Genomic DNA, 22,393 nt, shown 5'->3' with positions numbered 1-22,393 from the left:
CCTGAACCTTATCTCGTAGATCTCACCGCTTGAACGCCAGCAACTGCGCGCCTTCGGGCACTTGATCGCCCACGGCGTACAGCACTTCTTCGATCTCGCCGTCGGCCGGTGCGCTGATGGTGTGTTCCATCTTCATCGCTTCCATCACGAGCAGCGGCGCGCCTTTCTCGACCTTCGTCCCGGCTGGTGCCAGCACGGCAATGACCTTGCCCGGCATCGGTGCCGTCAGGCGGCCTTCGCCCCCTTCCTGCGCCCCGGCCTGTGCGAGTGGGTCGTGCCAACGCAACGCCCGGGCATGACCATCGGCAAACACGTGCGCCACTTCGTGCTCGAAGTCGACATGTCCTTGCACGCGGCGCTCGCCGAGCGTCACGCGGTACACGCCGCCGTCGTGGGTATAGCGATACGGATAGGTTTCGCCGTCGACGGTGAGCGTGCTGGCCTGTGCGCCGCTCGTGAGTACGACGTCATGACGCGTCTCGCCCTGATCGAACGACAGCGTGCGGCGGTAGTCGCCATTCAGACGCCAGCCGGTGGCGAGTTGCCACGGCGAGTGATGATCGATGCTGTCCTGATACTTGCGGCGGCCGACGATGGCCTCGCGCGAGAGCTGCGCGGCCACGGCCAGCGCCAGCGTTGTCGCTGGCACGGGCGCTGCGCCGGTGAACAGCGTGTCGCGGTGGCGCTCGATCAACCCCGTGTCGAGATCGGCCCCGGCGAATGGTTCGCTCGCAACCAGCCGCCCGAGGAATGCGATGTTCGTTTGCACGCCGACCACACGGTACTGTCCGAGCGCCCGGCGCATCCGGGCCAGGGCTTCGTCGCGGTCTTGTCCCCACACGATCAGCTTGGCGATCATCGGGTCGTAGAACGGCGAGATGGTGTCGCCCTCACGCACGCCAGAATCGATACGTACTGCGGCAGGCGTCGCACCGGCACCGATTTCGAATTGCACGGCGGCCGGCGGGCGCAGCGTCGAGAGCGTACCGGTCGACGGCAGGAAGTTGTTGTCCGGGTTCTCGGCGTAGATACGCGCTTCGAGCGCATGGCCATGAATACGCAGCTCGTCTTGCTTGCGCGGCAGCACTTCACCGGCGGCCACGCGCAACTGCCACTCGACCAGATCGAGGCCCGTGATCATCTCGGTGACAGGGTGCTCCACCTGCAAGCGCGTGTTCATCTCCATGAAGTAGAACGAGCCGTCCTGATTGGCGATGAATTCGACGGTGCCTGCGCCCACGTATCCCACCGCACGTGCGGCGTTGCAGGCGGCATCGCCCATGGCCTGACGACGCTCGGCGGTCATGCCTGGGGCGGGGGCTTCTTCCAGCACCTTCTGGTGGCGGCGCTGCACCGAGCAGTCGCGCTCGAACAGATAGACGCAGTTGCCGTGCGTATCGGCGAACACCTGAATTTCGATGTGACGCGGACGCGTCAGGTACTTCTCGACCAGCACGCGCTCGTCGCCGAAGCTGCTCGCGGCCTCACGCTGGCACGAGGCCAGCGCGCTGCGGAATTCTTCGCTGCGCTCGACCACGCGCATGCCCTTGCCGCCGCCACCTGCACTCGCTTTGAGCAGCACGGGGTAGCCGATCTCGTCGGCGCGGGCGTGCAGGAAGGCGGCGTCCTGATTGTCGCCGTGATAGCCCGGCACGAGGGGCACGGCAGCGCCTTCCATGAGGGTTTTCGCGGCGCTCTTGCTGCCCATGGCGTGAATGGCACCGACCGGCGGGCCGATGAAGACGATGCCTGCTTCGTCACAGGCCTTGGCGAACGCTTCGTTCTCGGACAGAAAGCCATAGCCGGGGTGAATGGCTTGCGCGCCAGTGGCCTTGGCGGCGGCGATGATGGCGTCGATGCGCAGATAGCTGTCGCGCGCCGCGGCGCCGCCCACGTGAACGGCCTCGTCGCACACGGCGACGTGCTTGGCTTGCGCGTCGGCGTCGGAATAGACCGCGACCGTGCGAATGCCCAGACGTGCGGCAGTGGCTGCCACACGGCAGGCGATTTCGCCGCGGTTGGCGATGAGGATCTTGTCGAACATATTGCCTCCGGAAAATGATCGATTGGGGCGACGTTCGCACTCGGCAGGCTCGCTTGTGGCAAACCGCCGACGCACTCGCGCCTGCTTCTCTGTCCTGCTGCTATATCGCTACTTTCTTGCTATCTGTCGCCGCCGGTGCCGCAGCATCGTCTGTTGCGATGCTCGCTGCGACACCGGCTTTCCAAACGTTTAAACGTTCAAATCTATCGTGCCGCCGTCAATGCGTCACTGCCTTAGTGCGTCTTGCACGCCGCCAATCCACCCTCGGCTTCACCGCAACCCGCCGCTTCCGTGCCTAGCTTTGCTTCGGTCGACGTACGCATGCCCAAGCGCGCGAGCAGTTGACGGTCGGCTTCGGCTTGCGGGTTCTGCGTGACGAGCAGCTTGTCGCCGTAGAACATCGAATTCGCGCCCGCGAGGAAGCACAGCGATTGCAGCGCTTCGTCCATCTCTTCGCGCCCGGCGGACAGGCGCACCATCGCGCGCGGCATGGTGATACGCGCCACGGCAATCATGCGCACGAAGTCGAACGGATCGACGCTCTCGTTGTTCTCCAGCGGCGTGCCGTCGATCTTGATGAGGTTGTTGATCGGCACCGATTCCGGATACGGCGACATGTTCGCCAGTTGCGCGATCAGGCCCGCGCGCTCGCGACGCGTTTCACCCAGCCCGACGATGCCGCCGCAGCACACTTTCAAACCCGCTTCGCGCACGCGAGCCAGCGTGTCGAGGCGATCTTGATACGTGCGCGTGGTGATGATCTGCCCATAGAACTCGGGCGACGTGTCGAGGTTGTGGTTGTAGTAGTCGAGACCGGCTTCGCGCAGCTGTTCGGCCTGACCGTCGCGCAGCATCCCGAGCGTGACGCACGTCTCGAGACCGAGTGCCTTCACGCTGCGCACCATCTCGCCGACGGCGTCGACCTGATGCGGCTTCGGGCTGCGCCACGCGGCGCCCATGCAGAAGCGCGTCGCGCCGGCATCCTTGGCGGCTTGCGCGGCGGCAATCACTTCATCGATCGGCATGAGCTTCTCGGCGTCCACGCCGGTGTCGTACTTCGCCGATTGCGGGCAATACGCGCAGTCTTCCGGGCAGCCGCCGGTCTTGATCGAGAGCAGCGACGAGAGTTGCACGGCGTTGGCATCGAAGTGCTCGCGGTGCACTTGCTGCGCACGGAAGATCAGGTCGTTGAACGGCAGCGCGAAGAGCGCTTCGATGTCCTCGACGCGCCACGGCTTGTCGTTGCGGCGCAGGGCTTCGTCGTGACCATGATCGGCGGTGTGAGCGTGAACTTGCATTGAAGGTGTCCTTAAATTCTGTGTATTCGGTAATTAGCGCGCGACTTGCGTGGGGTCGAGCAGCGCCGTGATGTCGAGATAGCCGGAGGCCGTGGCCGCATCGGGATGCGGCAAATGCGGAATGCGGCCGAGCAGCGGTGCGGGCAAACGTTGCGCAATGGCGTCGATGTTCGCCTCCGCGTGGCGCATCTGCGGGTCGACATGATTGGCGACCCAGCCCGCTAACGTCAGTCCGCGCGATGCAATGGCTTCCGCCGTCAGCAAGGCGTGATTGATGCAGCCGAGCCGCAAGCCGACCACGAGAATCACCGGCAAGCCCAGTTGACGGGCGAGGTCGGCGGTGTCGGGCGTGTTGCATCCGTCGCCGAGCGGCACGCGAAAACCGCCCACTCCTTCGACGATCACCAGATCGGCGCGCGCAGCCACGCGCGCGTAGCCTGCGCGAATGACTTCGCAGTCGAGCGCGATGCCCTCTTCGGCAGCGGCGATGTGCGGCGCGGTGGCGTCTTTCAACACATACGGGCAGTACCAGTCATCCGGCAGCTTGAGATTGCTGGCGTCGTGCAACTGCTCGACATCGTCGTTGATGTAGCGGCCGTCGCTTTCGATGGCCCCTGCCGCGACGGACTTCAGTCCGGCACAGACGAGGCCGCGTCGCGCCGACGCGTGCAGCAGTGCCGACGACACGAGCGTTTTTCCGATTTCCGTATCGGTGCCTGTCACGAAGAAGGCGTGTCGCGCGGGCGTGCCTCGCTCGGCAACCGGCGTGATGATGTCTTGATTAGCCATGCGCGTGCGCCGTCCAGTCGTGGTCGAGTTGGTTGATCGCCGCCGTGAGTCGCGCGACGTCGTCCTGCGTGTGGGCAGCCGAGAGCGTCACGCGCAGACGCGACGTGCCCGGTGCCACGGTCGGCGGCCGGATGGCGGGAACCCAAAGCCCGGCTTCTGCCAGTCCGGCCTGTGCGTGCAGTGCCGCGGCGTTCTCACCAAGAATGATCGGCTGCACACCCGTGGGCGATGCGATATGCCGCCAATGCTTGAGCTTGAGCGAGCTGCGCAGTTGAAAGATGCGGGCTTGCAACGCCGCGCGCCGCTCACGCCCTTCGTCGCCGCGAATCAGCGCAAGGCTGGCAAGTAATGCCTGCGCTTGTGCGGGGGCTGCGGCTGTCGTGAAGATGTAAGGGCGTGCGCGATTGATCAGCCACTCGATCACGCTCTTATGCGCCGCGACGTAAGCCCCGGCAACACCCGCCGCTTTACCGAGCGTGCCGATGATGACGAGATTCGGCGAGCGAAGATCGAAGGGCTCGAACACGCCTCGACCGTTCTCGCCGATCACACCGAAGCCGTGCGCATCGTCGACGATGAGCCATGCATTGTGCTTTTCGGCGAGCGCCAGCAATTGCGGCAGCGGCGCGATGTCGCCATCCATCGAGAACACGCCGTCCGTCACAATCAGCTTCGTCTCGGCCTCGCTGGCTTCGAGCAAGGCGGCCAGCGCGGCCACGTCGCCATGCGGATAGACATGCGTGCGGGCGCGCGACAGGCGTGCGCCGTCGATCAGCGAGGCGTGGTTGAGTTCCTCGGAAAAGATTTCGGCGTCTTTGTTGGCGAGCGCGGAGATCGTCGCCAGATTGGCCATGTAGCCCGTGCAGAAATACAGCGCACGGCCATCGACCAGATGCGGCGACATGAAGTCGGCGAGCGCTGCTTCGAGTTCGGCGTGCGCCTGCGAGTGGCCGCTGATGAGGTGCGATGCGCCACTGCCAGCGCCGTAGCGTCGCGCACCGTCGATCAAGGCTTCCACGATCTTCGGATGTGCGGCGAGGCCAAGGTAATCGTTACTGGCGAAGGCGAGTACGTCGCGGCCATCCGCGCGCAAGTGCGGCTGGCAGGGCGTCGACACCACGCGATGCGTGCGGCGCAGGTGTGCGCGGTCGATATCGGCCAACCCGGCTTCGATTCGTTCGAGCAAGGGATGTGCGCTCATGCTGCCATCTCCATGCTGTTGAAGCCCTGACGCATCGTCGCGTCGAATGCGGCGATCGTTTGCTGCGCCAGCCAGTCGCTGGTGCTCTCGTCGAGCACATACGGCGGCATGAGATACACCGTCGCACCGAGCGGGCGCAGCAGCACACCGCGCGCGCGCGCTTCGCTGTAGAACCGCTTTGCGAAAGCACCGGCAGCACCGGCCTTCTCGGGCAGCTTGGCGTCGAACGCCCAGATCATGCCGCGTTGACGGAAGTGCTGTGCGCGCGCGTCGTCTGCGAGCGGCGCGAGGGCTTGCGTGAGGCGTGCAGCACGCGTGGCGTTGTTCGCGAGCACATCGTCGTCGGCAAAGATGTCGAGCGTGGCGAGTGCGGCGCGGCACGCGAGCGGGTTGCCCGTGTACGAATGCGAGTGCAGGAAGCCGCGCGCGGTGTCGTCGTCGTAGAACGCGTCGTAGATCGCGTCGCGCGAGAGCACCAGCGAGAGCGGCAGGTAGCCGCCGCTGATGCCTTTCGACAGCGTGAGCAAATCGGGCCACACATCGGCCTGCTCGCAGGCGAAGAACGTGCCCGTACGGCCACAACCGACGGCGATTTCATCGGCGATCATGTGCGCGCCGTGCTTGTCGCACAATGCACGCACTTCGCGCAAATAGACGGGGTCGTGCATCGCCATGCCAGCGGCGCATTGCACCAGCGGCTCGACGATCACGGCAGCCACACGGCCCTCGCACTGCGTGAGCAATGCATCGAGTTCGGCGGCAGCGCGCTTCGCCACATCCGCCGCCGTCTCACCCTCGCGAGCGAGACGCGCATCGGGCGATGCCACCACGTGCGCATGACGCAGCAGCGGATCGTATGCGTCGCGGAAGAGGGCAACATCGGTCACCGCGAGCGCGCCGAGCGTCTCGCCGTGATAGCCGTTTTTCACGCAAACGAATTCGCGCTTATCGCTGTGGCCTTGATTGCGCCACGCGTGGAAACTCATCTTCAGGGCGATCTCGACGGCAGACGCGCCATCGGAGGCGAAGAACGCATGGCCGAGTACGCCGCCGGTGAGCGCCGACAGACGTTCGGCGAGCGCCACAACGGGCTCGTGCGTGAAGCCCGCGAGCATCGCGTGTTCGAGGCGGCCGAGCTGGTCGATCAGCGCCGCATTGATGCGCGGGTTCGCATGGCCGAACAGGTTGACCCACCACGAGCTGATCGCGTCGAGGTAGCGCTGGCCGTCGGTATCGACGAGCCACGCGCCTTCGCCATGCGAGAGCGCGACGAGGGGCAGCTTGGCCTGCTGCTTCATCTGCGTGCAGGGGTGCCAGACCTGCCGCTGACTGCGTGCCGCGAGGTTGCCGGGGCCTGACGCGTCAACGCGTGCAGTCTGGTCGGCGATGGCGGGGGGGTGCCCTTGAGCTTGCCGGATTTGGGCGTCCATCATTGACTCCTTCGTGCACCGAGGCGAGCGACGCAGGTGCAGGTGCACCGCTGCCGACTCGCCCGGCTGGCCGTCGTCAGACGTACGCGAGGTGCGTTTCTGAACGAGGCCGGAGGTGGGGGATGGGCGCATGGTAGGCAAAGCGATTTGGCAGGGCAATAGGCGGAAATGGCGTGAAATATCGTGCTCTTGCAAGCTATAGCAAGACGTTATCGATAAATTCTGAAAACGCGTCGATAACGTTGCGGCTTCTCCGCCGTCACCCCTCCCAAAAAAAATTTGTAACCGTATTGCGGGCGATTTCGCGTGGTACTGGCCTCAAGCGGCGCTACGCCACGAAATCGCCGGTGTTTTGCAGGCTCAGGACGCGTCGCGCCACGACGGCGAACGCTTCTCGAGGAAGGATCGAACGCCTTCGCGGCCCTCGTCGGACGCGCGAATCGTGGCAATACGATCGGCGGTCTCGGCGATGGCTGCGTCATCGATGGTGCGGCTCGCGAAGTCCTGCACGAGGCGCTTGCACTCCTTCACGGCGTTCGGGCTGTTGTCGGCCAATGCCTTGGCGAGTGCTTGCACGGTGCTGTCGAGCGCATCGGCAGCGACCACTTCATGCACGAGACCATGACGTTGCGCGGTGGCAGCGGTAAAGCGCTCTGCGGTGAGGAAATAGCGGCGCGACGCCGCCTCGCCCAGTGCGCGAATGACATACGGGCCGATGGTTGCGGGGATCAGGCCAAGGCGCGCTTCCGACAGGCAGAAGTGCGCCGTGTCGACGGCCACAACGATATCGGCCACCGCTGCGAGTCCGACGCCGCCTGCATACGTGTCGCCTTGCACGCGGGCGATCACCGGCTTCGGGCAGCGGTAAATCGTGTTGAGCATGACCGCGAGCGTCATCGCGTCGGCCCGGTTCTCGGCGTCCGAGTAACCGGCCATCGTCTTCATCCAGTTCAGATCGGCGCCCGCGCAAAAGGCAACGCCTTCGGCGGCCAGTACGATGACGCGCACGTCGTCGTTGGTGGCGAGTGCGCGAAACGCACCCGTCAACTCTTCGATTACGGTTTCGTTGAACGCGTTACGCACGTCGGGACGGTTGAGTGTGACCGTGGCGACGTGGGCGTCGACGCTGAGTTTGAGCGTGGCAAGGTTCATGACAGCAAATCTCTCGGTGGCGTCGGGGCGATTACATGCGGAACAGGCCGAAGCGCGTTTCCGGGATCGGTGCGTTGAGCGCAGCCGACAGGCCAAGCCCCAGCACCGTGCGCGTATCGGCCGGATCGATCACGCCGTCGTCCCACAGGCGGGCGCTGGCGTAATACGGGTGACCCTGACGTTCGTACTGTTCGCGAATCGGCTGCTTGAACGCGTCTTCTTCGGCGGCGCTCCACTGACCGCCCTTGGCTTCGATGCCGTCGCGTTTGACGGTCGCCAGCACCGAGGCGGCTTGCTCGCCACCCATCACCGAGATACGCGAGTTCGGCCACATCCACAGGAAGCGCGGCGAGTACGCGCGCCCACACATGCCGTAGTTGCCCGCGCCGAACGAGCCGCCGATGATGACGGTGAACTTCGGCACGTTGGCCGTGGCGACCGCCGTGACCATCTTCGCGCCGTGTTTGGCGATACCTTCGTTCTCGTACTTGCGCCCCACCATGAAGCCGGTGATGTTCTGCAAGAAGATCAGCGGAATCTTGCGCTGGCAGCACAGTTCGATAAAGTGCGCGCCTTTTTGCGCCGACTCCGAGAACAGAATGCCGTTGTTCGCGACGATACCCACCGGATAGCCCCACAGGTGCGCGAATCCGCACACGAGGGTGGTGCCGTAACGCGCCTTGAATTCGTCGAATTCCGAACCGTCGACCAGACGCGCGATGACTTCGCGCACGTCGAACGGCTTCTTCGTATCGGCGGGAATCACGCCGTAAAGCTCACGCGGGTCGTACTTCGGTTCGACCGGCGTCTTCACTGCGACGGTAGCCGGTTTGCGGCGGTTCAGGTTCGCCGCGATGCTGCGCGCAATCGACAGCGCGTGCGCATCGTTCTGCGCGAAATGGTCGGCGACACCCGACAGTCGCGTGTGCACGTCGGCACCGCCGAGGTCTTCCGCGCTCACTTCTTCACCGGTGGCCGCTTTCACCAGTGGCGGGCCGCCGAGGAAAATCGTGCCCTGGTCTTTCACGATGATCGACTCGTCGCTCATGGCGGGCACATACGCGCCACCGGCCGTGCACGAGCCCATCACCACGGCGATCTGCGGAATGCCCTGCGCGGACATCGTCGCCTGGTTGTAGAAGATGCGACCGAAGTGATCGCGATCGGGGAACACGTCGTCTTGGTTCGGCAGATTGGCACCGCCCGAGTCGACCAGATAAATACACGGCAGATGGTTCTGCTCGGCGATCTCCTGCGCGCGCAGGTGCTTCTTGACCGTCATCGGGTAGTACGTGCCGCCCTTGACCGTCGCGTCGTTGCACACGATCACGCACTCTTGACCGGACACGCGGCCAATGCCGGTGATGATGCCCGCACCCGGTGCGTCGTCGTGGTACATGCCGATGGCGGCGAGCTGCGAGAGTTCGAGAAACGGCGAGCCCGGATCGAGCAGTTGCTGGACACGCTCGCGCGGCAGCAGCTTGCCGCGCGCCACATGCTTCTTGCGGGCGGCTTCGCCGCCGCCGCCCGAGAGTTGCGCAATGCGCTCGCGCAGGTCGTCGACCAGCGTCTGCATCGTGGCCGCGTTGCGTGCAAAGTCTTCGCCGCGCGGGTTGAGCTTGCTTTCGAGAATCGGCATGTGACGAAATCCGGTGGAGAGTGAGTTGTCGTTAGGTTCGGATCGGAAACTTGTCTCGGGCGAGGGCGCGAACGTGACTTGTGGTCAGTCGAACAAATCGCCGTCGATATAGCGCCAGCGGCCATCGGCCGTGCGCTCGAAGCGACTGCGCTCATGCAGCCGGTGGGCGCGACCGCCCACTTTGTAGCGCGCCACGAATTCCACTTCGGCATGCGCATCGTCGCGCTGCAAATGCGCTTTGACTTGCAGGCCGAGCCATTGCGGCGCGTCGTCGAAATCCAGCGTGGCCGGGCGCGTGCGCGCGGCCCACGTGTCGAGCAAGTACGGCGCGTTTTGACGCACGAATGCGGTGTAACGCGAGCGCATCAGCGCTTCGGCCGTCGGCGGCAATTCACCGCCGTCGATGTAGCGGCCACAGCAGGCGTCGAACGCGAGGCCGCCACACGGGCAGCCTTCGCGCTCAGTCTCTGAGGCGGCGGGGTGCGAGGTTCGGGGGCTTGCCATGATGTGTTGCCCCGTCAGACCTTGCCGTTCTTCAGGCACGCTTCCACCTGACCGAAGCGGTCGTAGCCCCAGAACGGCTCGCCGTCCACGATCACGAAGGGCGAGCCGAACACGCCGCGCGCCATCGCGAGATCGATTTCCGCTTTCAGATGATCTTTCGCCGCGGGCGAATGCATGCCTTTGTCGAGCGCGGCACCATCGATGCCGAGATCTTCGCCGAGTTTGACGAGCTCGGCGGGTTCGCCAATGTTCACGTCGTCGACGTAAAGCGCGCGATAGATTTTCTTGGCGAATTCCGCCGCGAGGTCGCCGCCACGATGGTCCTGCACCCACAGCACGGCGCGCTCGGCGACCTGCGTCGGGATCGGGAAATGCGACGGGCGGTTGAACGGAATGCCCTGAAAACGAGCCGTGCGCTCGACGTCGCGGCGCATGTACTCGGTCTTGATCGGATGCTGCACCGGCGCGCCCGTGCCGTTCACCTTGTAGACGATGTCGAGCAGAATCGGATGCCAGGCGACACCACGGCCATGCTTGTTCGCGATGTCGTCGATGCAGGTACTCGCAAAATACCCATACGGGGATGCGAAGTCGAAATAAAAGTCGATGGCGGACGTCATGGTGGCTCCGTTTCAGAATGACGTTTCTGGCCCGCTTATCAAAAGATACGGCGGTATGGCGTACAGCTTGTTATTCAGTACAACACAGCGGTTCACAACAGGTGTTCGGATGCGACGACGACGCGCCACATGCCGTAGCGTAACGGCTTACCAAGCCAGTGCGTTGCCGTCGTAATTGAAGAAGCCACCGTTGTGCGTGGCGCGCTCGCCCGGGGCCCGGGCCAGCACGCGGCGCATACCGGCAACGCTCGTCTGCACGTCGATGTCGGCATTCTCGCCGCCCATGTCCGTGCGCACCCAGCCCGGATGCATGGCGACACACGTCGCCTGCTTCGCTTCGAGCGAGGTGGCCTTGACCACCGAGTTCACTGCGGCTTTGCTGGCGCGATACAGCCAACTGCCGTTCGAATCCATGAGTGCCACGCTGCCCATACGGCTCGACAGAAAGCCGAACGAGCCCTTCGCTTCGTCGACGAACGGCAGCACGAGCGGCGCGACCTGCATGGCGCCCAGCACGTTCGTGTGGAAGACGCGATCGAATTCCTCGCGCGTAATCGCGGCGAGGCCCGTCGTACGTTCAGAGTTCACGCCGGCGTTGTAGACCGCGACATCGAGCGTTTCGCCATCGAGTTGCCATGTGAGCCCTGCTACCGACTCAATGCGCGTCACGTCGAGTTTGAGCGGCTGGGCACCGAGTTCGCGCAAGGCGGCCAGACCCTCGTCGTTGCGCGCGGTGCCGATCACGCGCCAGCCGTCTTCCCGGCATTGCCGCACGAATTCGAGACCGATACCGCGGGAAGCACCGATGATGAGGGCAGTTTTCATGACGCGTGAGTCCTTGTTGAAGGACTGCCGTGGCCGTGCAAGACGGCCCGAGGCAGCCCGGGATGTGTCAGACGAGTTCGATGGCCATGGCCGTCGCTTCGCCGCCGCCGATACACAGGCTGGCGACGCCGCGTTTGCCGCCGGTCTTGCGCAATGCACCGATCAGCGTGACCAGAATACGCGCACCCGACGCGCCGATGGGGTGACCTAGGGCGCAGGCGCCGCCGTGGATGTTCACCTTCTCGTGCGGCAGATTGAATTCGTGCATCGCGGCCATCGTGACGACGGCAAACGCTTCGTTGATTTCGTACAGATCGACGTCGCTCGACGACCAACCGGTCTTCTCGAACAACTTGCGAATCGCACCGACCGGGGCCGTGGTGAACAGGCCCGGGGCTTGCGCAAACGTGCTGTGGCCTGCGATGCGCGCGAGCGGCGCGAGGCCGAGGCGTTTGGCGGTGGATTCACGCATGAGCACGAGGGCTGCCGCACCGTCGGAGATCGACGACGAGTTGGCGGCGGTCACCGTGCCGTCTTTGCGGAAGGCGCCCTTGAGCGTCGGGATTTTTTCGGGATTGGCTTTGAACGGCTGTTCGTCTTGCTCGACCACGGTGTCGCCCTTGCGGCCCGGCACCGTCACGGGAGTGATTTCCCACGCAAACGAGCCATCTTTCGTGGCGTTCTGTGCGCGTTCGAGCGAGGCGATGGCGAAGGCGTCCTGTGCTTCGCGCGTGAAGGCGTAGCGGTCGGCGCACTCCTCGGCGAACGTGCCCATCAGACGGCCTTTATCGTAGGCGTCTTCCAGACCGTCGAAGAACATATGGTCGATGACTTGGCCGTGGCCCATGCGCATGCCTGCACGGGCTTTGGGCAACAGGTACGGCGCATTGCTCATGCTTTCCATGCCGCCTGCGACGATCACATCGGCGCTGCCAGCAGCCAGCATGTCGTGCGCGAACATCGCCGCGCGCATGCCCGAGCCGCACATCTTGTTGACGGTGGTGGCACCGGCGGCGAGCGGCAGTCCGGCGCCGAGCGTGGCTTGGCGCGCAGGCGCTTGCCCCTGACCGGCGGGTAGCACGCAGCCCATCACCACTTCATCGATTTGTTCGGGTTTGAGTCCAGCGCGCTCGACAGCCGCACGAATGGCGGCTGCGCCCAGTTGCGGGGCGGCAACGTCGCCGAACACTCCTTGCAGGCCACCCATCGGCGTACGGGCGGCGGAAACGATAACGATCGGGTCTTGCATGGCGGTCTCCTGTAACCGTTGACCGGTGCCGCTGGCGTTGGCCACCGGCACCGAGTTATCCAATGCTTCAGTCGTTGCGTCGTCCGCGCGCTGCAAGGGCGAGGCCGCCAGTCCGGCGGCCCCCGCTAGGCGTTGCTATGCGCGAGGATTACGCAGTTCTGCAAATGCCGCGACGCAGCGTTCGTACACGCGCGGCAGGGCTTCGAGGCTGTTCACCGACATGCGCAAATCGCGCACCAGACCGTCGCGCAGGCCGTACACCCAGCCATGCACCGTCACCGGCTGGTTACGGGCCCACGCGTCGCGCAATACCGTCGTGTGGCAGATATTCACCACCTGCTCGATGGCGTTGAGCTCGCACAGGCGGTCGTGGCGGGCGTCGCGCGAGGGCAGCGCATCGATCTGATCGAGGTGGCGCTCGTAGACATCGCGCACATGGCGCAACCAGTTGTCGACCAGACCCATCTTGGCGCCGTCGAGCGCCGCACCCACACCGCCGCAGCCGTAGTGGCCCACCACCATGATGTGGCGCACCTTGAGCACTTCGATGGCGAATTGCAGCACCGAGAGGCAGTTCAGGTCGCTGTGCACCACCACGTTGGCAATGTTGCGGTGAACGAACACCTCGCCCGGGGCGAGCCCGGTGATCTGGTTGGCCGGCACGCGCGAGTCCGAGCAGCCGATCCAGAGGTATTCCGGGGCTTGTTGTTTGGCCAATCGCTCGAAAAATGTGGGATCTTCCGCGTTCACGCTGGCAACCCAGGCGCGGTTGTTGTCGAGCAGATGGATCAGGGGTTGGTCTTTATCTTCAGTCATGATCGTGTCATCCGGTGGGCGTGTCGTGCGCTGCGAGCGGTCGATCGCTCAAGCCGAAGCTGCCCGGGCGGGGCGGGCTGTGGCTTGCGTGGCACCGCTGCCGGTGCCGTAGCGATTGACGAAACGCAGCGAGACATCGTACGGATAGAAGTCGTGCATCTGACCGGCTTGCACCCGTTCCTGATGGCTTTGCCACAGGGCCGGGTCGAAGAAGTCCGGATGATGCTGGCTCAGAGAGTGCCGCACGCGCGGGTCGCCGGTCAAAAACGTCTCAAACGTCTGCGGAAACACGTCGTGCGGGCCTACACGGTACCAGACTTCCCCCGACATCGCCTCTTCTTCGTTACGGGGTTCTGGCACTCGACGGATGTGGCAATCCGTCAAATATTCCAGTTCGTCGTAATCGTAGAAGACCACCCGGCCATGGCGCGTCACACCGAAATTCTTGTACAGCATGTCGCCCGGGAAGATATTCGCCGCCATCAACTCTTTGACCGCGTTGCCGTACTCACGCATGGCGTGATCGACCTCGGCGTCTGACGCGGCCTGTTGCAGCCAAAGATTGAGCGGCGTCATGCGGCGCTCGATATAGCAATGGCGAATGACGAGCGCGTCGCCGTCGTACTCCAGCAGCGACGGCACTTCAGCCTGAAGTTCGGCGAGCAGCGCGTCGTCGAAACGCGCGAGCGGAAACGCCACGCTCGAGAACTCCAGCGTATCGGCCATGCGGCCGACCCGGTCATGCTGTTTGACCATCAAGTACTTGGCCTTCACCTGCTCGCGCGTCGTCTCCTTGGGCGGCGCGAAGCGCTCGCGAATGAGCTTGAAGACGTACGGGTACGACGGCAGCGTGAAGACGAGCATCACCAGCCCGCGAATGCCCGGGGCGGTGACGAACTTGTCGCTCGAATGCTTGAGGTGATGCAGAAAATCGCGGTAGAACAGGTTTTTGCCGTGCTTTTGCAGGCCGACCGACGTATAGAGCTCCGCCTTCGGCTTGCTCGGCATGATCGTGCGCAAGAAGTGCACGTAAGCCGACGGCACTTCCATATCCACCATGAAATACGCGTGCGTGAAGCTGAAAACCACGCGCAATTCGTCGCGGCGCAGCAGCACGGTGTCGAGCGCCAGATGGCCATCGGCATCGTGCATGATCGGAATGGCGAACGGCGTGCTCACGTCGCCATTGACGATGCGGCCCACGATGTACGCCGCCTTGTTGCGAAAGAACAGCGACGCGAGAACGTGAATCTGGAAGTTCGGTGCGGCGTCGAAATTGCCGAAAGCCTCGTCGATGGCGCGCATCACGTAGGCCACGTCGCGCGGCAGATCGGCGAACGGGCGCGTCAGTTGGAAGTTCGTGACGATGCGCGAGAGCGTGGCAGCCATGCCGTCCTGCGCGGGGTAGTACACCCGGTAGGTCGGCTTGGCGGCAGGCGCATCGTTTTCGATGTATTCCGTCGCGATGGCCGGGCGCACGAAGATGAAGCGATTGTTGAAGTACGAGCGGTGCAGCATCTTGCAGCACACCGAGTTGAAGAACGTCTCGGCCAGTTCCGGCTGACGATGCTCGGTGAGCAGCCCGATGTAGTGCAACTTCACTTGCTGCCAGACATCGTCCTCGAGCGACTGCGCGTTGAAGCGGCTCGCCAGTGTGGCGATGCATTCGCGCACGCGCTCGTCGTAATACGCGATGCGGTCGCGCTGGAGCTTCTGGATGCCCATGAAATCACCGGCTTCGAAACACGCCTGCGCCGCTACGCACACCTCGCGAAAGATGCGGTAGTGCTTATCGAAGCCGTCCAGCATTGTGCGGGCGACATCGTAAGCAATCTGCGACGACAGGAGTTTCGGAAAGTGATTCATACCGGTCGGGACGGGCGCAGAGGCGATTACATCGTTTCTGCGAACAACTCGCGGCCGATCAGCATGCGGCGGATTTCCGACGTGCCGGCGCCAATCTCGTAGAGCTTGGCGTCGCGCCACAGGCGGCCGACCGGATATTCATTGATGTAGCCGTTGCCACCGAGAATCTGGATGGCTTCACCGGCCATCCACGTGGCCTTTTCCGCGGTGTAGAGAATCACGCCCGCGCAGTCTTTACGGACTTGGCGCACGTGATCGCTGCCCAGCGAGTCGAGCTGGCGGCCCACCGCGTACAGATACGCGCGGCTGGCTTGCAGAATCGTGTACATGTCGGCGACTTTGCCCTGAATGAGCTGGAATTCACCGATCGACTGGCCGAATTGCTTGCGGTCGTGGATGTAGGGCACCACCACGTCCATGGCGGCTTGCATGATGCCCAGCGGGCCACCGGCGAGCACGGCGCGCTCGTAGTCCAGACCGCTCATAAGCACCTTCACGCCGCCGCCAACCTGGCCCAGCACGTTCTCTTCCGGCACTTCCACGTTCTCGAAGACCAGTTCACCCGTGTGCGAGCCGCGCATGCCGAGCTTGTCGAGCTTTTGCGCGACCGAGAAGCCCTTCATGCCCTTCTCCACGATGAACGCGGTCATGCCGCGCGCACCGGCTTCCGGATCGGTCTTGCCGTACACCACCAGCGTGTCGCAGTCCGGGCCGTTGGTGATCCACATTTTCGTGCCGTTGAGCACGTAGCGGTCGCCGCGTTTTTCAGCGCGCAGCTTCATGCTCACGACATCCGAACCGGCGTTCGGCTCGCTCATGGCCAGCGCGCCCACGTGTTCGCCCGAGACCAGCTTCGGCAGGTATTTCGCCTTCTGGGCGGCTGTGCCGTTGCGGTGGATCTGGTTGACGCAGAGATTCGAGTGCGCGCCGTACGACAGGCCGACCGAGGCCGAGGCGCGCGAGATTTCTTCCATCGCGATCATGTGCGCGACGTAGCCCATGTTGGCGCCGCCGTACTCTTCCGAGACCGTCATGCCGAGCACGCCCAGATTGCCCATCTTTCGCCAGAGATCCATCGGGAATTGGTCGGTGCGGTCGACTTCGGCGGCACGCGGGGCGATTTCCTTCGCCGCGAAGTTCGCGACCGAATCGCGCAGCATGTCCAGGTCTTCGCCGAGCATGAAGTTGAGGCCGGGCAGCGTAGTCATGAGGCAGTCTCCAGAAGATGGCGCGTGGCTTATGGCCCGCGCGTATGTTCGATGGTGTTGTGTGCGTTCGAATGCGGAGTGCGGCGAATATGGCGAGGCGGCAGCGTCGTGCGGATCAACGCGAGGGCGGGAGCACGAACAGCGTTTGCTGCATGAGTGCGCACAGCGTCCATTTGCCGTCGTCGATGATGAAAAGTTCGGCGGTGGTGACGATGAGCGAGCGTCCGGCTTTGACGACCTGACCGCGTCCGACCAGTGTATCGCCCTTGCCCGGCGCCAGAATGTTCAGTTTGTATTCGGCTGTGACCAGCTCGTGCTCGGGCGAAATGCGCGTGTAGCCCGCGTAGCCACCGGCAGAGTCGGCAATGGCACCGATGACGCCGCCGTGGAAGAAGCCGTGCTGCTGGTTGACCTTGTCCGAGAAGGGCAGTGTGATCTCGCAATGACCGTCGGCCAGATGCGTGATGTGCGCGCCCCAGTGCGTCATGACGCCTTGGGCGTCGAAGCTGGCGCGAATTTTCGCGGCGATGGCGTCGTCGAGCGGCGCGGCTTGAGAGACGGAAACGTTCATGGCAATGGGCGGCGTTGAGACCACAAGTGCGGAAATACTACTTTACGTTTACGTAAACGTAAAGTAGGGACTTTCCAGAAATAGCATGTGGTTCGCAGGCCCCGGACAGTGCCGGGCATCGCTCAATGCAGCGTCAGTGCGACGGCGCGGGCACCTTTGCTCGGCGCGACAACGCGGGCGGCGCCGATTCCCCGGCCGCTTCGAGCAGGGCCAGGCATTGCGCTTCGTGCTGCGACACCTCGTCGAGCGTGGCGTGAAGGTCTTCGAGCTGTTGTTCGAGAACTTGGCGGTGCTGCGAAAGCGTTTCCAGAAACACCTTGAGCTGCGGCACGGTGTCTTTGGGCGATTCGTAGAGATCGAGAATCGTCTTGATTTCGGAGAGCGTCAGCCCGAGGCGCTTGCCGCGCAGGGTGAGTTTCAGGCGTGTGCGGTCTTGGCCGGTGTAGACGCGATGACGTCCGCCCGGGCCTTCGCGCGCGGGCGTGAGCAGCCCTTGGTCTTCGTAGAAGCGGATCGCGCGGGGCGTAATGTCGAATTCGCGCGCGAGATCGGTAATCGTGTAAGTCAGCATCGTGTTGGCAGGCATGGTGGGCGCGTGGCTGAGGTATGCCCCGGTCACGTTTAAGCGGGCGCTTACCATTGCAGATAGAATTGCCGTTTACGTTAGCGTCAAGTCGCACCGTATGCAATCGGTGCCAGCGTCAACCCACAGAACAACAGAACAAGCCCATCTGGAGCGTGGCCCCCGTGAATGCCCTCGAACAACAACTGAACTACCCCTTTGGCGATCTCCTGCCCGACGGCGGCTCCGTGCACGAAGTCGTGCCGGGCGTCTTCTGGGTGCGCATGCCCCTGCCGTTCGTGCTCGATCACATCAACCTATGGCTGCTGCGCGACGAAATCGACGGCGTCAAAGGCTGGACGGTGGTGGATTGCGGCATCACGCATCCGCAAATCAAAGCGTATTGGGAACAGGTGTTCGAGACGGCGCTCGGCGGCGATCCGGTGCTGCGCGTGGTTGTCACGCATTGCCATCCCGATCACCTCGGGCTTGCGCACTGGATCTGCAAGGGCGGCGACAAGCCACGCTGGGATGCGCGTTTGGCGATGTCGCTGGGCGACTACGCCTGGGGCCGGTTGATGTCGTCGGGCGATAACAACAACAGCTCGAACGCCGGTGGCGAATTTGCCGTCGCGCACTTCATCGCGCATGGCTTGACCGACGAAGCGATGATCGACCAGATTCGCCATCGCAAGACCTATTTCAGCGATCTCGTGCCGGAAGTGCCGTCACGCTTTTATCGCCTGCGCGATGGCGAGACGTTGCGCATCGGTGGCAGCGACTGGCGCCTGATCGCAGGCTATGGTCACTCGCCCGAACATATGGCGTTGTACAGCGAGCAGCACAATTTGCTTATCTCGGGCGACATGGTGCTGCCGCGCATTTCCACGAACGTCAGCGTGTTCGATATCGAGCCAGAAGCGAACTCGCTGCAACTGTTCCTCGACTCGCTCGGCGTTTATCTCGAATTGCCTGCCGACTGCCTCGTGCTGCCCTCGCACGGTCGGCCATTCACCGGCTTGCACACGCGTATTCGACAACTGCGCGATCACCATGCCGCGCGCTTGCAGGAAGTGCGCGAGGCATGCGCCCGTTCGCCGCAAAGCGCCGGCGATATCGTGCCGATCATGTTCCACCGCAAGCTCGACGCGCACCAGACGACGTTCGCCATGGGCGAAGCACTGGCGCATTTGCACATGCTGTGGCGTGCGGGGGAACTCAAGCGTGCGCGCGATGAGAAGGGTGTGTGGCGGTTTTCGCCGGTTTGATGAGGAAATCGCGCAGTCGCTGCATGGCGGCGTGATGGTGCGCTGTCGCTCGGTATCAATCTCGCGGCAGCACCCCGAAGCGCTTGCCCACGGTATCGACGACCACGATGCGATCGAAGAACGGCGCGTTGCCGATCGTCGGGGCCATGCGGTCGTCGTCGCGCAAGGTGTAGGCCAATGTCACTCGCATTGGCTGTCCACCGACCTTCAATGCGAGGTCCGTGCGCTTGGGCAACATCACCAACGGGTTGCCCCAGGCGGGGACCGTAATCGGCGCAGGACGGTCTTCAGCCGTCGCCGTGTCGGGAATCAATGCCCATTGATCGGGCGGCACCACCAACTCGAACATGCTGCTGCCGGTGTCGAAGATCGCCAGCCCGCTGAACGCCGGGGCGCTGTAATCCACCAAAATCTTGTCGCGTAAGTTGCCCGCACTTTCCCGGTATCGAGAAAAGTGCGTTGGCCAGCGTGCACTCAACGCATCCGTCTGATCCGCATTCAGCCAGTAGATGCGCTGCTCGCGGTAGTCGATAGCGATGGCCATGCCGCGTGTGAAGGCGTAGCCGAGCGTGCCGATGAGGGGGATCTCGTCAGGCGAGCGCGGTGCGCTTCCCAGCGCGGCGCGTGTTTCGAAGCCTACCTGCATGCGCAAGCCGCTATCGAAAACGAGGCTCATCTCCGTGGGCAGTGCGTCGTCGTTCACCCCTAACGCCGGCGCGGCGGCACGTCCGTAAAGCAGATTCGACGGTGCCCCCGTATCCCACTGGAAACAGACGCGTTGACCGGTCGTGGCCAATGTTGCGTCGACAAAGATCGCCGTACGCTCGTACAGCTTGCCCTCCAGACGTGCCGAGGCAAATCTGAAGGGCAGCCAATCCCGATACGCAAACATGCGGGGCGGCGCTGATGTCAGGCGTGCTGCGCCGCCGACGGAAGATGACGACCGTCACGGCCGAGCAGGCCGTACGTCACGAGACTGATCGCAACGGTCAGCAGGATGTAATACGCCGGGGCCAGTTCGTTTTGCGTCACCTTGATCAGGTACGTGATCCAGAACGGCGCGAGGCCGCCAAAGAGCATCACCGACACGTTGTACAGAATCGACACGCCCGTCGAGCGCACGCCCACCGGGAACACTTCCGTCACAGCCGTCGGGAACGCACCCCACACGAAGCCCATGCAAATCGCCGGGAGAATTTGGGCGAGCAGCAAGTTGGCCATCGACGGTGTGCCATGCAGACGCGTGAACATCCAGAACGACACCAGACCGTAGAGCAGCACGAACAGCAGAATCAGCGGCTTGCGGCCGACACGGTCGGAAATCCAGCCCGTGAGCGGGCACAGCACGGCGATCAGCATGGCCGCGACAAACGTCGACAGACTCGCCGCACCTTGCGTCAGACCCAGTTGCTTGACCGCGTAAATGGGCGTGTAAATCAGCGTGACATAGAACGACGTGGTCGCCGCTACCGTCAGGCCAAAACCGGCGATGAGCGAGCGATAGTGATTCGCGAACACTTCCGCGAGCGGCGTGCGGCGCGTCGGTTCGCGCACGGCAGCATAGGCCAGAAATTCCGGTGATTCCGTCATGCGGCGGCGAATGTAGAAACCCACCGGGCCGATCAAAATCCCGAACAGGAACGGCAGACGCCAGCCCCACGATTCAAGCGCTTCTTTCGACAGACCTGTGGTGAGCAAATAGGCGCACAGCCCGGCCAGTGCCACGGCCAGCGCCTGCGAGCACATCTGGAAACTGCCGTAGAAACCGCGCAGGTGTGGCGGCGAAAACTCGATAAGCATGGCCGTCGAGCCACCGAATTCACCACCGGCGGAGAAGCCCTGAATCACGCGCGCCAGCAGAATCAGCAGCGGCGCGGCGAAACCGATGGTTGCGTAGGTCGGGGCGATACCGATCAAGCCGGTGCCCAACGCCATGAGCAACACCATGACCGAGAGGGCCGACTTGCGGCCCGCGCGATCCGCGTACAGACCGAACGCCAGCCCGCCGATCGGTCGGAAGAAGAACGCGACGCCGAGCGACGCCACACTCGCGAGCATCGAGTTGGTGTCGTCTACGGCGGGGAAGAACAGCTTGGCGATGACCACGGCAAAAAGGCCGTAGACGGTGAAATCGAACCACTCGAATGCGTTGCCCAGCGTAGACCCGATCACAGCCTTGCGTCGCAGCGCCGGATCGATGACCGGCGTGCCGGTGGGGGTTGCCTGCATGTGCCTCTCCTGCTCTTGGTTGGGAGCGCCGCACTCGGAAGCCTCACGCCGCTGTACTCCACTCGGCATGGGTCTTCTCTCTGGTGGCGGCAAAACCGGTCGAATGACGTGTGTGCGTCGTGTGTGTGACCTCTACTCGAGTTACTTATCCACTCTAGCGCAGGTACGCAATGCACCACAACGGGTCAATATTCCGCTGGCGGTGGATTGTTTCAGGGGTGGGACGGGGGAAGGAGAGGCAAGGGGCCGGTCGGCCCCTTCGAGACTTACGACGGATCGGTGGGCGGTGTCGAATTCTGCCGATCCGCTATACGCGGTTTGCGTGGTGCCTTGGCAAAAGCCATGTCATATAGCCAGCGCGGCAGGCGTCGCAGCAGGCAAGCGACTACGCCCATCTGCCACGGCAGCACCACGAAGCGTTTGCGTCGGGCGATCGCCCTCGCGGCTTTGCGCGCGAACTTGTCCGCATCCATCAGGAACGGCATGGGGAACGGATTGCCGTGCGTCATCGGCGTGCGGATATAGCCCGGCGCAATCGTGACAACGGCGACTTTGTCGGCGCGCAGTTCCACCCGCAGGCTTTCGAGATACGTCATTGCTGCCGCTTTCGACGCGCTGTATGCGCCGTGCCCGGGCAAACCACGCACGCCTGCCACGCTGCCGATACCGACGAGCGTGCCGCGTTTGCGTGCGCGCATGGGGCCGACGAACGGGCTGAAGGTCGCGACCATGGCCATCCAGTTGGTATCCATGACGGACGCGAAATGCGGCAGATCGGCCGCGTCTTCGGTGTTTACGCCGTGGCTGATACCCGCGTTGGCGATGACGATGTCCGGCGTGCCGTGGCGCGCGATGAAGTCTTCGGCGGCAGCACGCAACGCGATGCTGTCGCGTACGTCGAGCGCATAGCAATGCACCGCGTGCGGATGCGGCAGCGTGGCGGCCAGATCGGCGAGCTTGTCACCGCGTCGGCCGACCAAGCCGAGAATGGCGCCCTCGGCGGCGTAATGCCGTGTGAGCGCCTCGCCCAGCCCGCTGGAGGCGCCCGTGATGAAGACCTTCGGTGATGCAGTATGTGTCGCCATGAACGCAAAAGCCCGGCCGGAGCCGGGCTTTGAGAGG

At 63.7% G+C, this 22,393-nt stretch carries 20 protein-coding genes; 1 reads left to right on the top strand and 19 read right to left on the bottom strand.

The features are described 5' to 3' along the window. Nucleotides 1-22: 22 nt before the first annotated feature. The 16 genes from ACPWR9_RS03015 to ACPWR9_RS02940 form a co-directional block, all read right to left on the bottom strand. The gene (locus ACPWR9_RS03015; protein WP_426296532.1) at nucleotides 23-2,044 is read right to left on the bottom strand and encodes an acetyl-CoA carboxylase biotin carboxylase subunit; all 2,022 of its coding nucleotides are present in this window, start codon (nucleotides 2,042-2,044) and stop codon (nucleotides 23-25) included. A gap of 233 nt (nucleotides 2,045-2,277) precedes the next feature. After that, nucleotides 2,278-3,342 (bottom strand): biotin synthase BioB, encoded by a 1,065-nt coding sequence (bioB, locus tag ACPWR9_RS03010; protein WP_426296533.1) that lies wholly within the window; start codon nucleotides 3,340-3,342, stop codon nucleotides 2,278-2,280. A gap of 33 nt (nucleotides 3,343-3,375) precedes the next feature. Then, nucleotides 3,376-4,131: a dethiobiotin synthase gene (gene bioD / locus ACPWR9_RS03005; protein ID WP_426296534.1), complete on the bottom strand. Its 756-nt coding sequence runs from the start codon at nucleotides 4,129-4,131 to the stop codon at nucleotides 3,376-3,378. After that, a complete protein-coding gene (bioF, locus tag ACPWR9_RS03000) occupies nucleotides 4,124-5,332 on the bottom strand; it encodes an 8-amino-7-oxononanoate synthase (protein WP_426296535.1) in 1,209 nt (402 codons plus the stop codon). Before bioF ends, bioD begins: the two co-directional genes overlap by 8 nt. Beyond that, the gene (gene bioA / locus ACPWR9_RS02995) at nucleotides 5,329-6,765 is read right to left on the bottom strand and encodes an adenosylmethionine--8-amino-7-oxononanoate transaminase (protein ID WP_426296536.1); all 1,437 of its coding nucleotides are present in this window, start codon (nucleotides 6,763-6,765) and stop codon (nucleotides 5,329-5,331) included. The genes bioF and bioA overlap by 4 nt, the downstream gene beginning before the upstream one ends. A gap of 357 nt (nucleotides 6,766-7,122) precedes the next feature. After that, entirely contained in the window at nucleotides 7,123-7,914 is a 792-nt protein-coding gene (locus tag ACPWR9_RS02990) for an enoyl-CoA hydratase/isomerase family protein (protein ID WP_426296537.1), read from the bottom strand. A 31-nt stretch (nucleotides 7,915-7,945) separates the two neighbouring features. After that, the gene (locus tag ACPWR9_RS02985) at nucleotides 7,946-9,553 is read right to left on the bottom strand and encodes a carboxyl transferase domain-containing protein (protein WP_150679818.1); all 1,608 of its coding nucleotides are present in this window, start codon (nucleotides 9,551-9,553) and stop codon (nucleotides 7,946-7,948) included. Nucleotides 9,554-9,637: 84 nt separating this feature from the next. Then, a complete protein-coding gene (locus ACPWR9_RS02980) occupies nucleotides 9,638-10,057 on the bottom strand; it encodes a YchJ family protein (protein ID WP_426296538.1) in 420 nt (139 codons plus the stop codon). A gap of 14 nt (nucleotides 10,058-10,071) precedes the next feature. Beyond that, nucleotides 10,072-10,677, bottom strand: a complete 606-nt coding sequence (locus tag ACPWR9_RS02975; protein WP_426296539.1) for a 2-hydroxychromene-2-carboxylate isomerase — start codon at nucleotides 10,675-10,677, stop codon at nucleotides 10,072-10,074. A 147-nt stretch (nucleotides 10,678-10,824) separates the two neighbouring features. After that, the gene (locus ACPWR9_RS02970; RefSeq protein ID WP_426296540.1) at nucleotides 10,825-11,502 is read right to left on the bottom strand and encodes an SDR family oxidoreductase; all 678 of its coding nucleotides are present in this window, start codon (nucleotides 11,500-11,502) and stop codon (nucleotides 10,825-10,827) included. 67 nt (nucleotides 11,503-11,569) lie between these two features. Then, entirely contained in the window at nucleotides 11,570-12,751 is a 1,182-nt protein-coding gene (locus tag ACPWR9_RS02965) for an acetyl-CoA C-acetyltransferase (RefSeq protein ID WP_426296541.1), read from the bottom strand. 135 nt (nucleotides 12,752-12,886) lie between these two features. Beyond that, a complete protein-coding gene (can, locus tag ACPWR9_RS02960; protein ID WP_426296542.1) occupies nucleotides 12,887-13,567 on the bottom strand; it encodes a carbonate dehydratase in 681 nt (226 codons plus the stop codon). Between the two features lie 48 nt (nucleotides 13,568-13,615). Beyond that, a complete protein-coding gene (aceK, locus tag ACPWR9_RS02955; RefSeq protein WP_426296543.1) occupies nucleotides 13,616-15,433 on the bottom strand; it encodes a bifunctional isocitrate dehydrogenase kinase/phosphatase in 1,818 nt (605 codons plus the stop codon). A 26-nt stretch (nucleotides 15,434-15,459) separates the two neighbouring features. Continuing rightward, nucleotides 15,460-16,641: an isovaleryl-CoA dehydrogenase gene (locus ACPWR9_RS02950; protein ID WP_426296544.1), complete on the bottom strand. Its 1,182-nt coding sequence runs from the start codon at nucleotides 16,639-16,641 to the stop codon at nucleotides 15,460-15,462. Nucleotides 16,642-16,756: 115 nt separating this feature from the next. After that, nucleotides 16,757-17,212: a PaaI family thioesterase gene (locus ACPWR9_RS02945; protein WP_426296545.1), complete on the bottom strand. Its 456-nt coding sequence runs from the start codon at nucleotides 17,210-17,212 to the stop codon at nucleotides 16,757-16,759. 133 nt (nucleotides 17,213-17,345) lie between these two features. After that, the gene (locus ACPWR9_RS02940; protein ID WP_370865868.1) at nucleotides 17,346-17,798 is read right to left on the bottom strand and encodes a MerR family transcriptional regulator; all 453 of its coding nucleotides are present in this window, start codon (nucleotides 17,796-17,798) and stop codon (nucleotides 17,346-17,348) included. 161 nt (nucleotides 17,799-17,959) lie between these two features. Between ACPWR9_RS02940 and ACPWR9_RS02935 the strand changes: the two genes are divergently transcribed. Next, the gene (locus tag ACPWR9_RS02935) at nucleotides 17,960-19,042 is read left to right on the top strand and encodes an MBL fold metallo-hydrolase (RefSeq protein ID WP_426296546.1); all 1,083 of its coding nucleotides are present in this window, start codon (nucleotides 17,960-17,962) and stop codon (nucleotides 19,040-19,042) included. A gap of 55 nt (nucleotides 19,043-19,097) precedes the next feature. Here the strand turns inward: ACPWR9_RS02935 and ACPWR9_RS02930 are convergent, their stop codons facing one another. The 3 genes from ACPWR9_RS02930 to ACPWR9_RS02920 all read right to left on the bottom strand — a co-directional run bounded on the left by ACPWR9_RS02930 (nucleotide 19,098) and on the right by ACPWR9_RS02920 (nucleotide 22,356). After that, the gene (locus tag ACPWR9_RS02930) at nucleotides 19,098-19,934 is read right to left on the bottom strand and encodes a hypothetical protein (RefSeq protein ID WP_426296547.1); all 837 of its coding nucleotides are present in this window, start codon (nucleotides 19,932-19,934) and stop codon (nucleotides 19,098-19,100) included. Nucleotides 19,935-19,951: 17 nt separating this feature from the next. Then, nucleotides 19,952-21,271 carry an MFS transporter gene (locus tag ACPWR9_RS02925; protein ID WP_426296548.1) on the bottom strand — a complete coding sequence of 440 codons (1,320 nt, stop codon included), beginning with the start codon at nucleotides 21,269-21,271 and terminating at the stop codon, nucleotides 19,952-19,954. A 266-nt stretch (nucleotides 21,272-21,537) separates the two neighbouring features. Then, nucleotides 21,538-22,356, bottom strand: coding sequence for an SDR family oxidoreductase (locus ACPWR9_RS02920; RefSeq protein WP_426296549.1), 819 nt, complete (start codon nucleotides 22,354-22,356; stop codon nucleotides 21,538-21,540). Nucleotides 22,357-22,393: the final 37 nt, after the last annotated feature.

The sequence above is a fragment of the Pandoraea pneumonica genome (assembly GCF_049918595.1).
GTDB lineage: Bacteria > Pseudomonadota > Gammaproteobacteria > Burkholderiales > Burkholderiaceae > Pandoraea > Pandoraea pneumonica_A.
The sequence above is the reverse complement of the archived record's forward strand: the minus strand, read 5'-3'. Positions and strand labels throughout refer to the sequence as shown.

Bases quoted from the DNA above. Each gene is read 5' to 3' on its own strand.
- ACPWR9_RS03015 (WP_426296532.1), bottom strand. From the start codon at position 2,044: ATGTTCGACAAGATCCTCATCGCCAACCGCGGCGAAATCGCCTGCCGT.
- bioB (WP_426296533.1), bottom strand. From the start codon at position 3,342: ATGCAAGTTCACGCTCACACCGCCGATCATGGTCACGACGAAGCCCTG.
- bioD (WP_426296534.1), bottom strand. From the start codon at position 4,131: ATGGCTAATCAAGACATCATCACGCCGGTTGCCGAGCGAGGCACGCCC.
- bioF (WP_426296535.1), bottom strand. From the start codon at position 5,332: ATGAGCGCACATCCCTTGCTCGAACGAATCGAAGCCGGGTTGGCCGAT.
- bioA (WP_426296536.1), bottom strand. From the start codon at position 6,765: ATGATGGACGCCCAAATCCGGCAAGCTCAAGGGCACCCCCCCGCCATC.
- ACPWR9_RS02990 (WP_426296537.1), bottom strand. From the start codon at position 7,914: ATGAACCTTGCCACGCTCAAACTCAGCGTCGACGCCCACGTCGCCACG.
- ACPWR9_RS02985 (WP_150679818.1), bottom strand. From the start codon at position 9,553: ATGCCGATTCTCGAAAGCAAGCTCAACCCGCGCGGCGAAGACTTTGCA.
- ACPWR9_RS02980 (WP_426296538.1), bottom strand. From the start codon at position 10,057: ATGGCAAGCCCCCGAACCTCGCACCCCGCCGCCTCAGAGACTGAGCGC.
- ACPWR9_RS02975 (WP_426296539.1), bottom strand. From the start codon at position 10,677: ATGACGTCCGCCATCGACTTTTATTTCGACTTCGCATCCCCGTATGGG.
- ACPWR9_RS02970 (WP_426296540.1), bottom strand. From the start codon at position 11,502: ATGAAAACTGCCCTCATCATCGGTGCTTCCCGCGGTATCGGTCTCGAA.
- ACPWR9_RS02965 (WP_426296541.1), bottom strand. From the start codon at position 12,751: ATGCAAGACCCGATCGTTATCGTTTCCGCCGCCCGTACGCCGATGGGT.
- can (WP_426296542.1), bottom strand. From the start codon at position 13,567: ATGACTGAAGATAAAGACCAACCCCTGATCCATCTGCTCGACAACAAC.
- aceK (WP_426296543.1), bottom strand. From the start codon at position 15,433: ATGAATCACTTTCCGAAACTCCTGTCGTCGCAGATTGCTTACGATGTC.
- ACPWR9_RS02950 (WP_426296544.1), bottom strand. From the start codon at position 16,641: ATGACTACGCTGCCCGGCCTCAACTTCATGCTCGGCGAAGACCTGGAC.
- ACPWR9_RS02945 (WP_426296545.1), bottom strand. From the start codon at position 17,212: ATGAACGTTTCCGTCTCTCAAGCCGCGCCGCTCGACGACGCCATCGCC.
- ACPWR9_RS02940 (WP_370865868.1), bottom strand. From the start codon at position 17,798: ATGCCTGCCAACACGATGCTGACTTACACGATTACCGATCTCGCGCGC.
- ACPWR9_RS02930 (WP_426296547.1), bottom strand. From the start codon at position 19,934: ATGTTTGCGTATCGGGATTGGCTGCCCTTCAGATTTGCCTCGGCACGT.
- ACPWR9_RS02925 (WP_426296548.1), bottom strand. From the start codon at position 21,271: ATGCAGGCAACCCCCACCGGCACGCCGGTCATCGATCCGGCGCTGCGA.
- ACPWR9_RS02920 (WP_426296549.1), bottom strand. From the start codon at position 22,356: ATGGCGACACATACTGCATCACCGAAGGTCTTCATCACGGGCGCCTCC.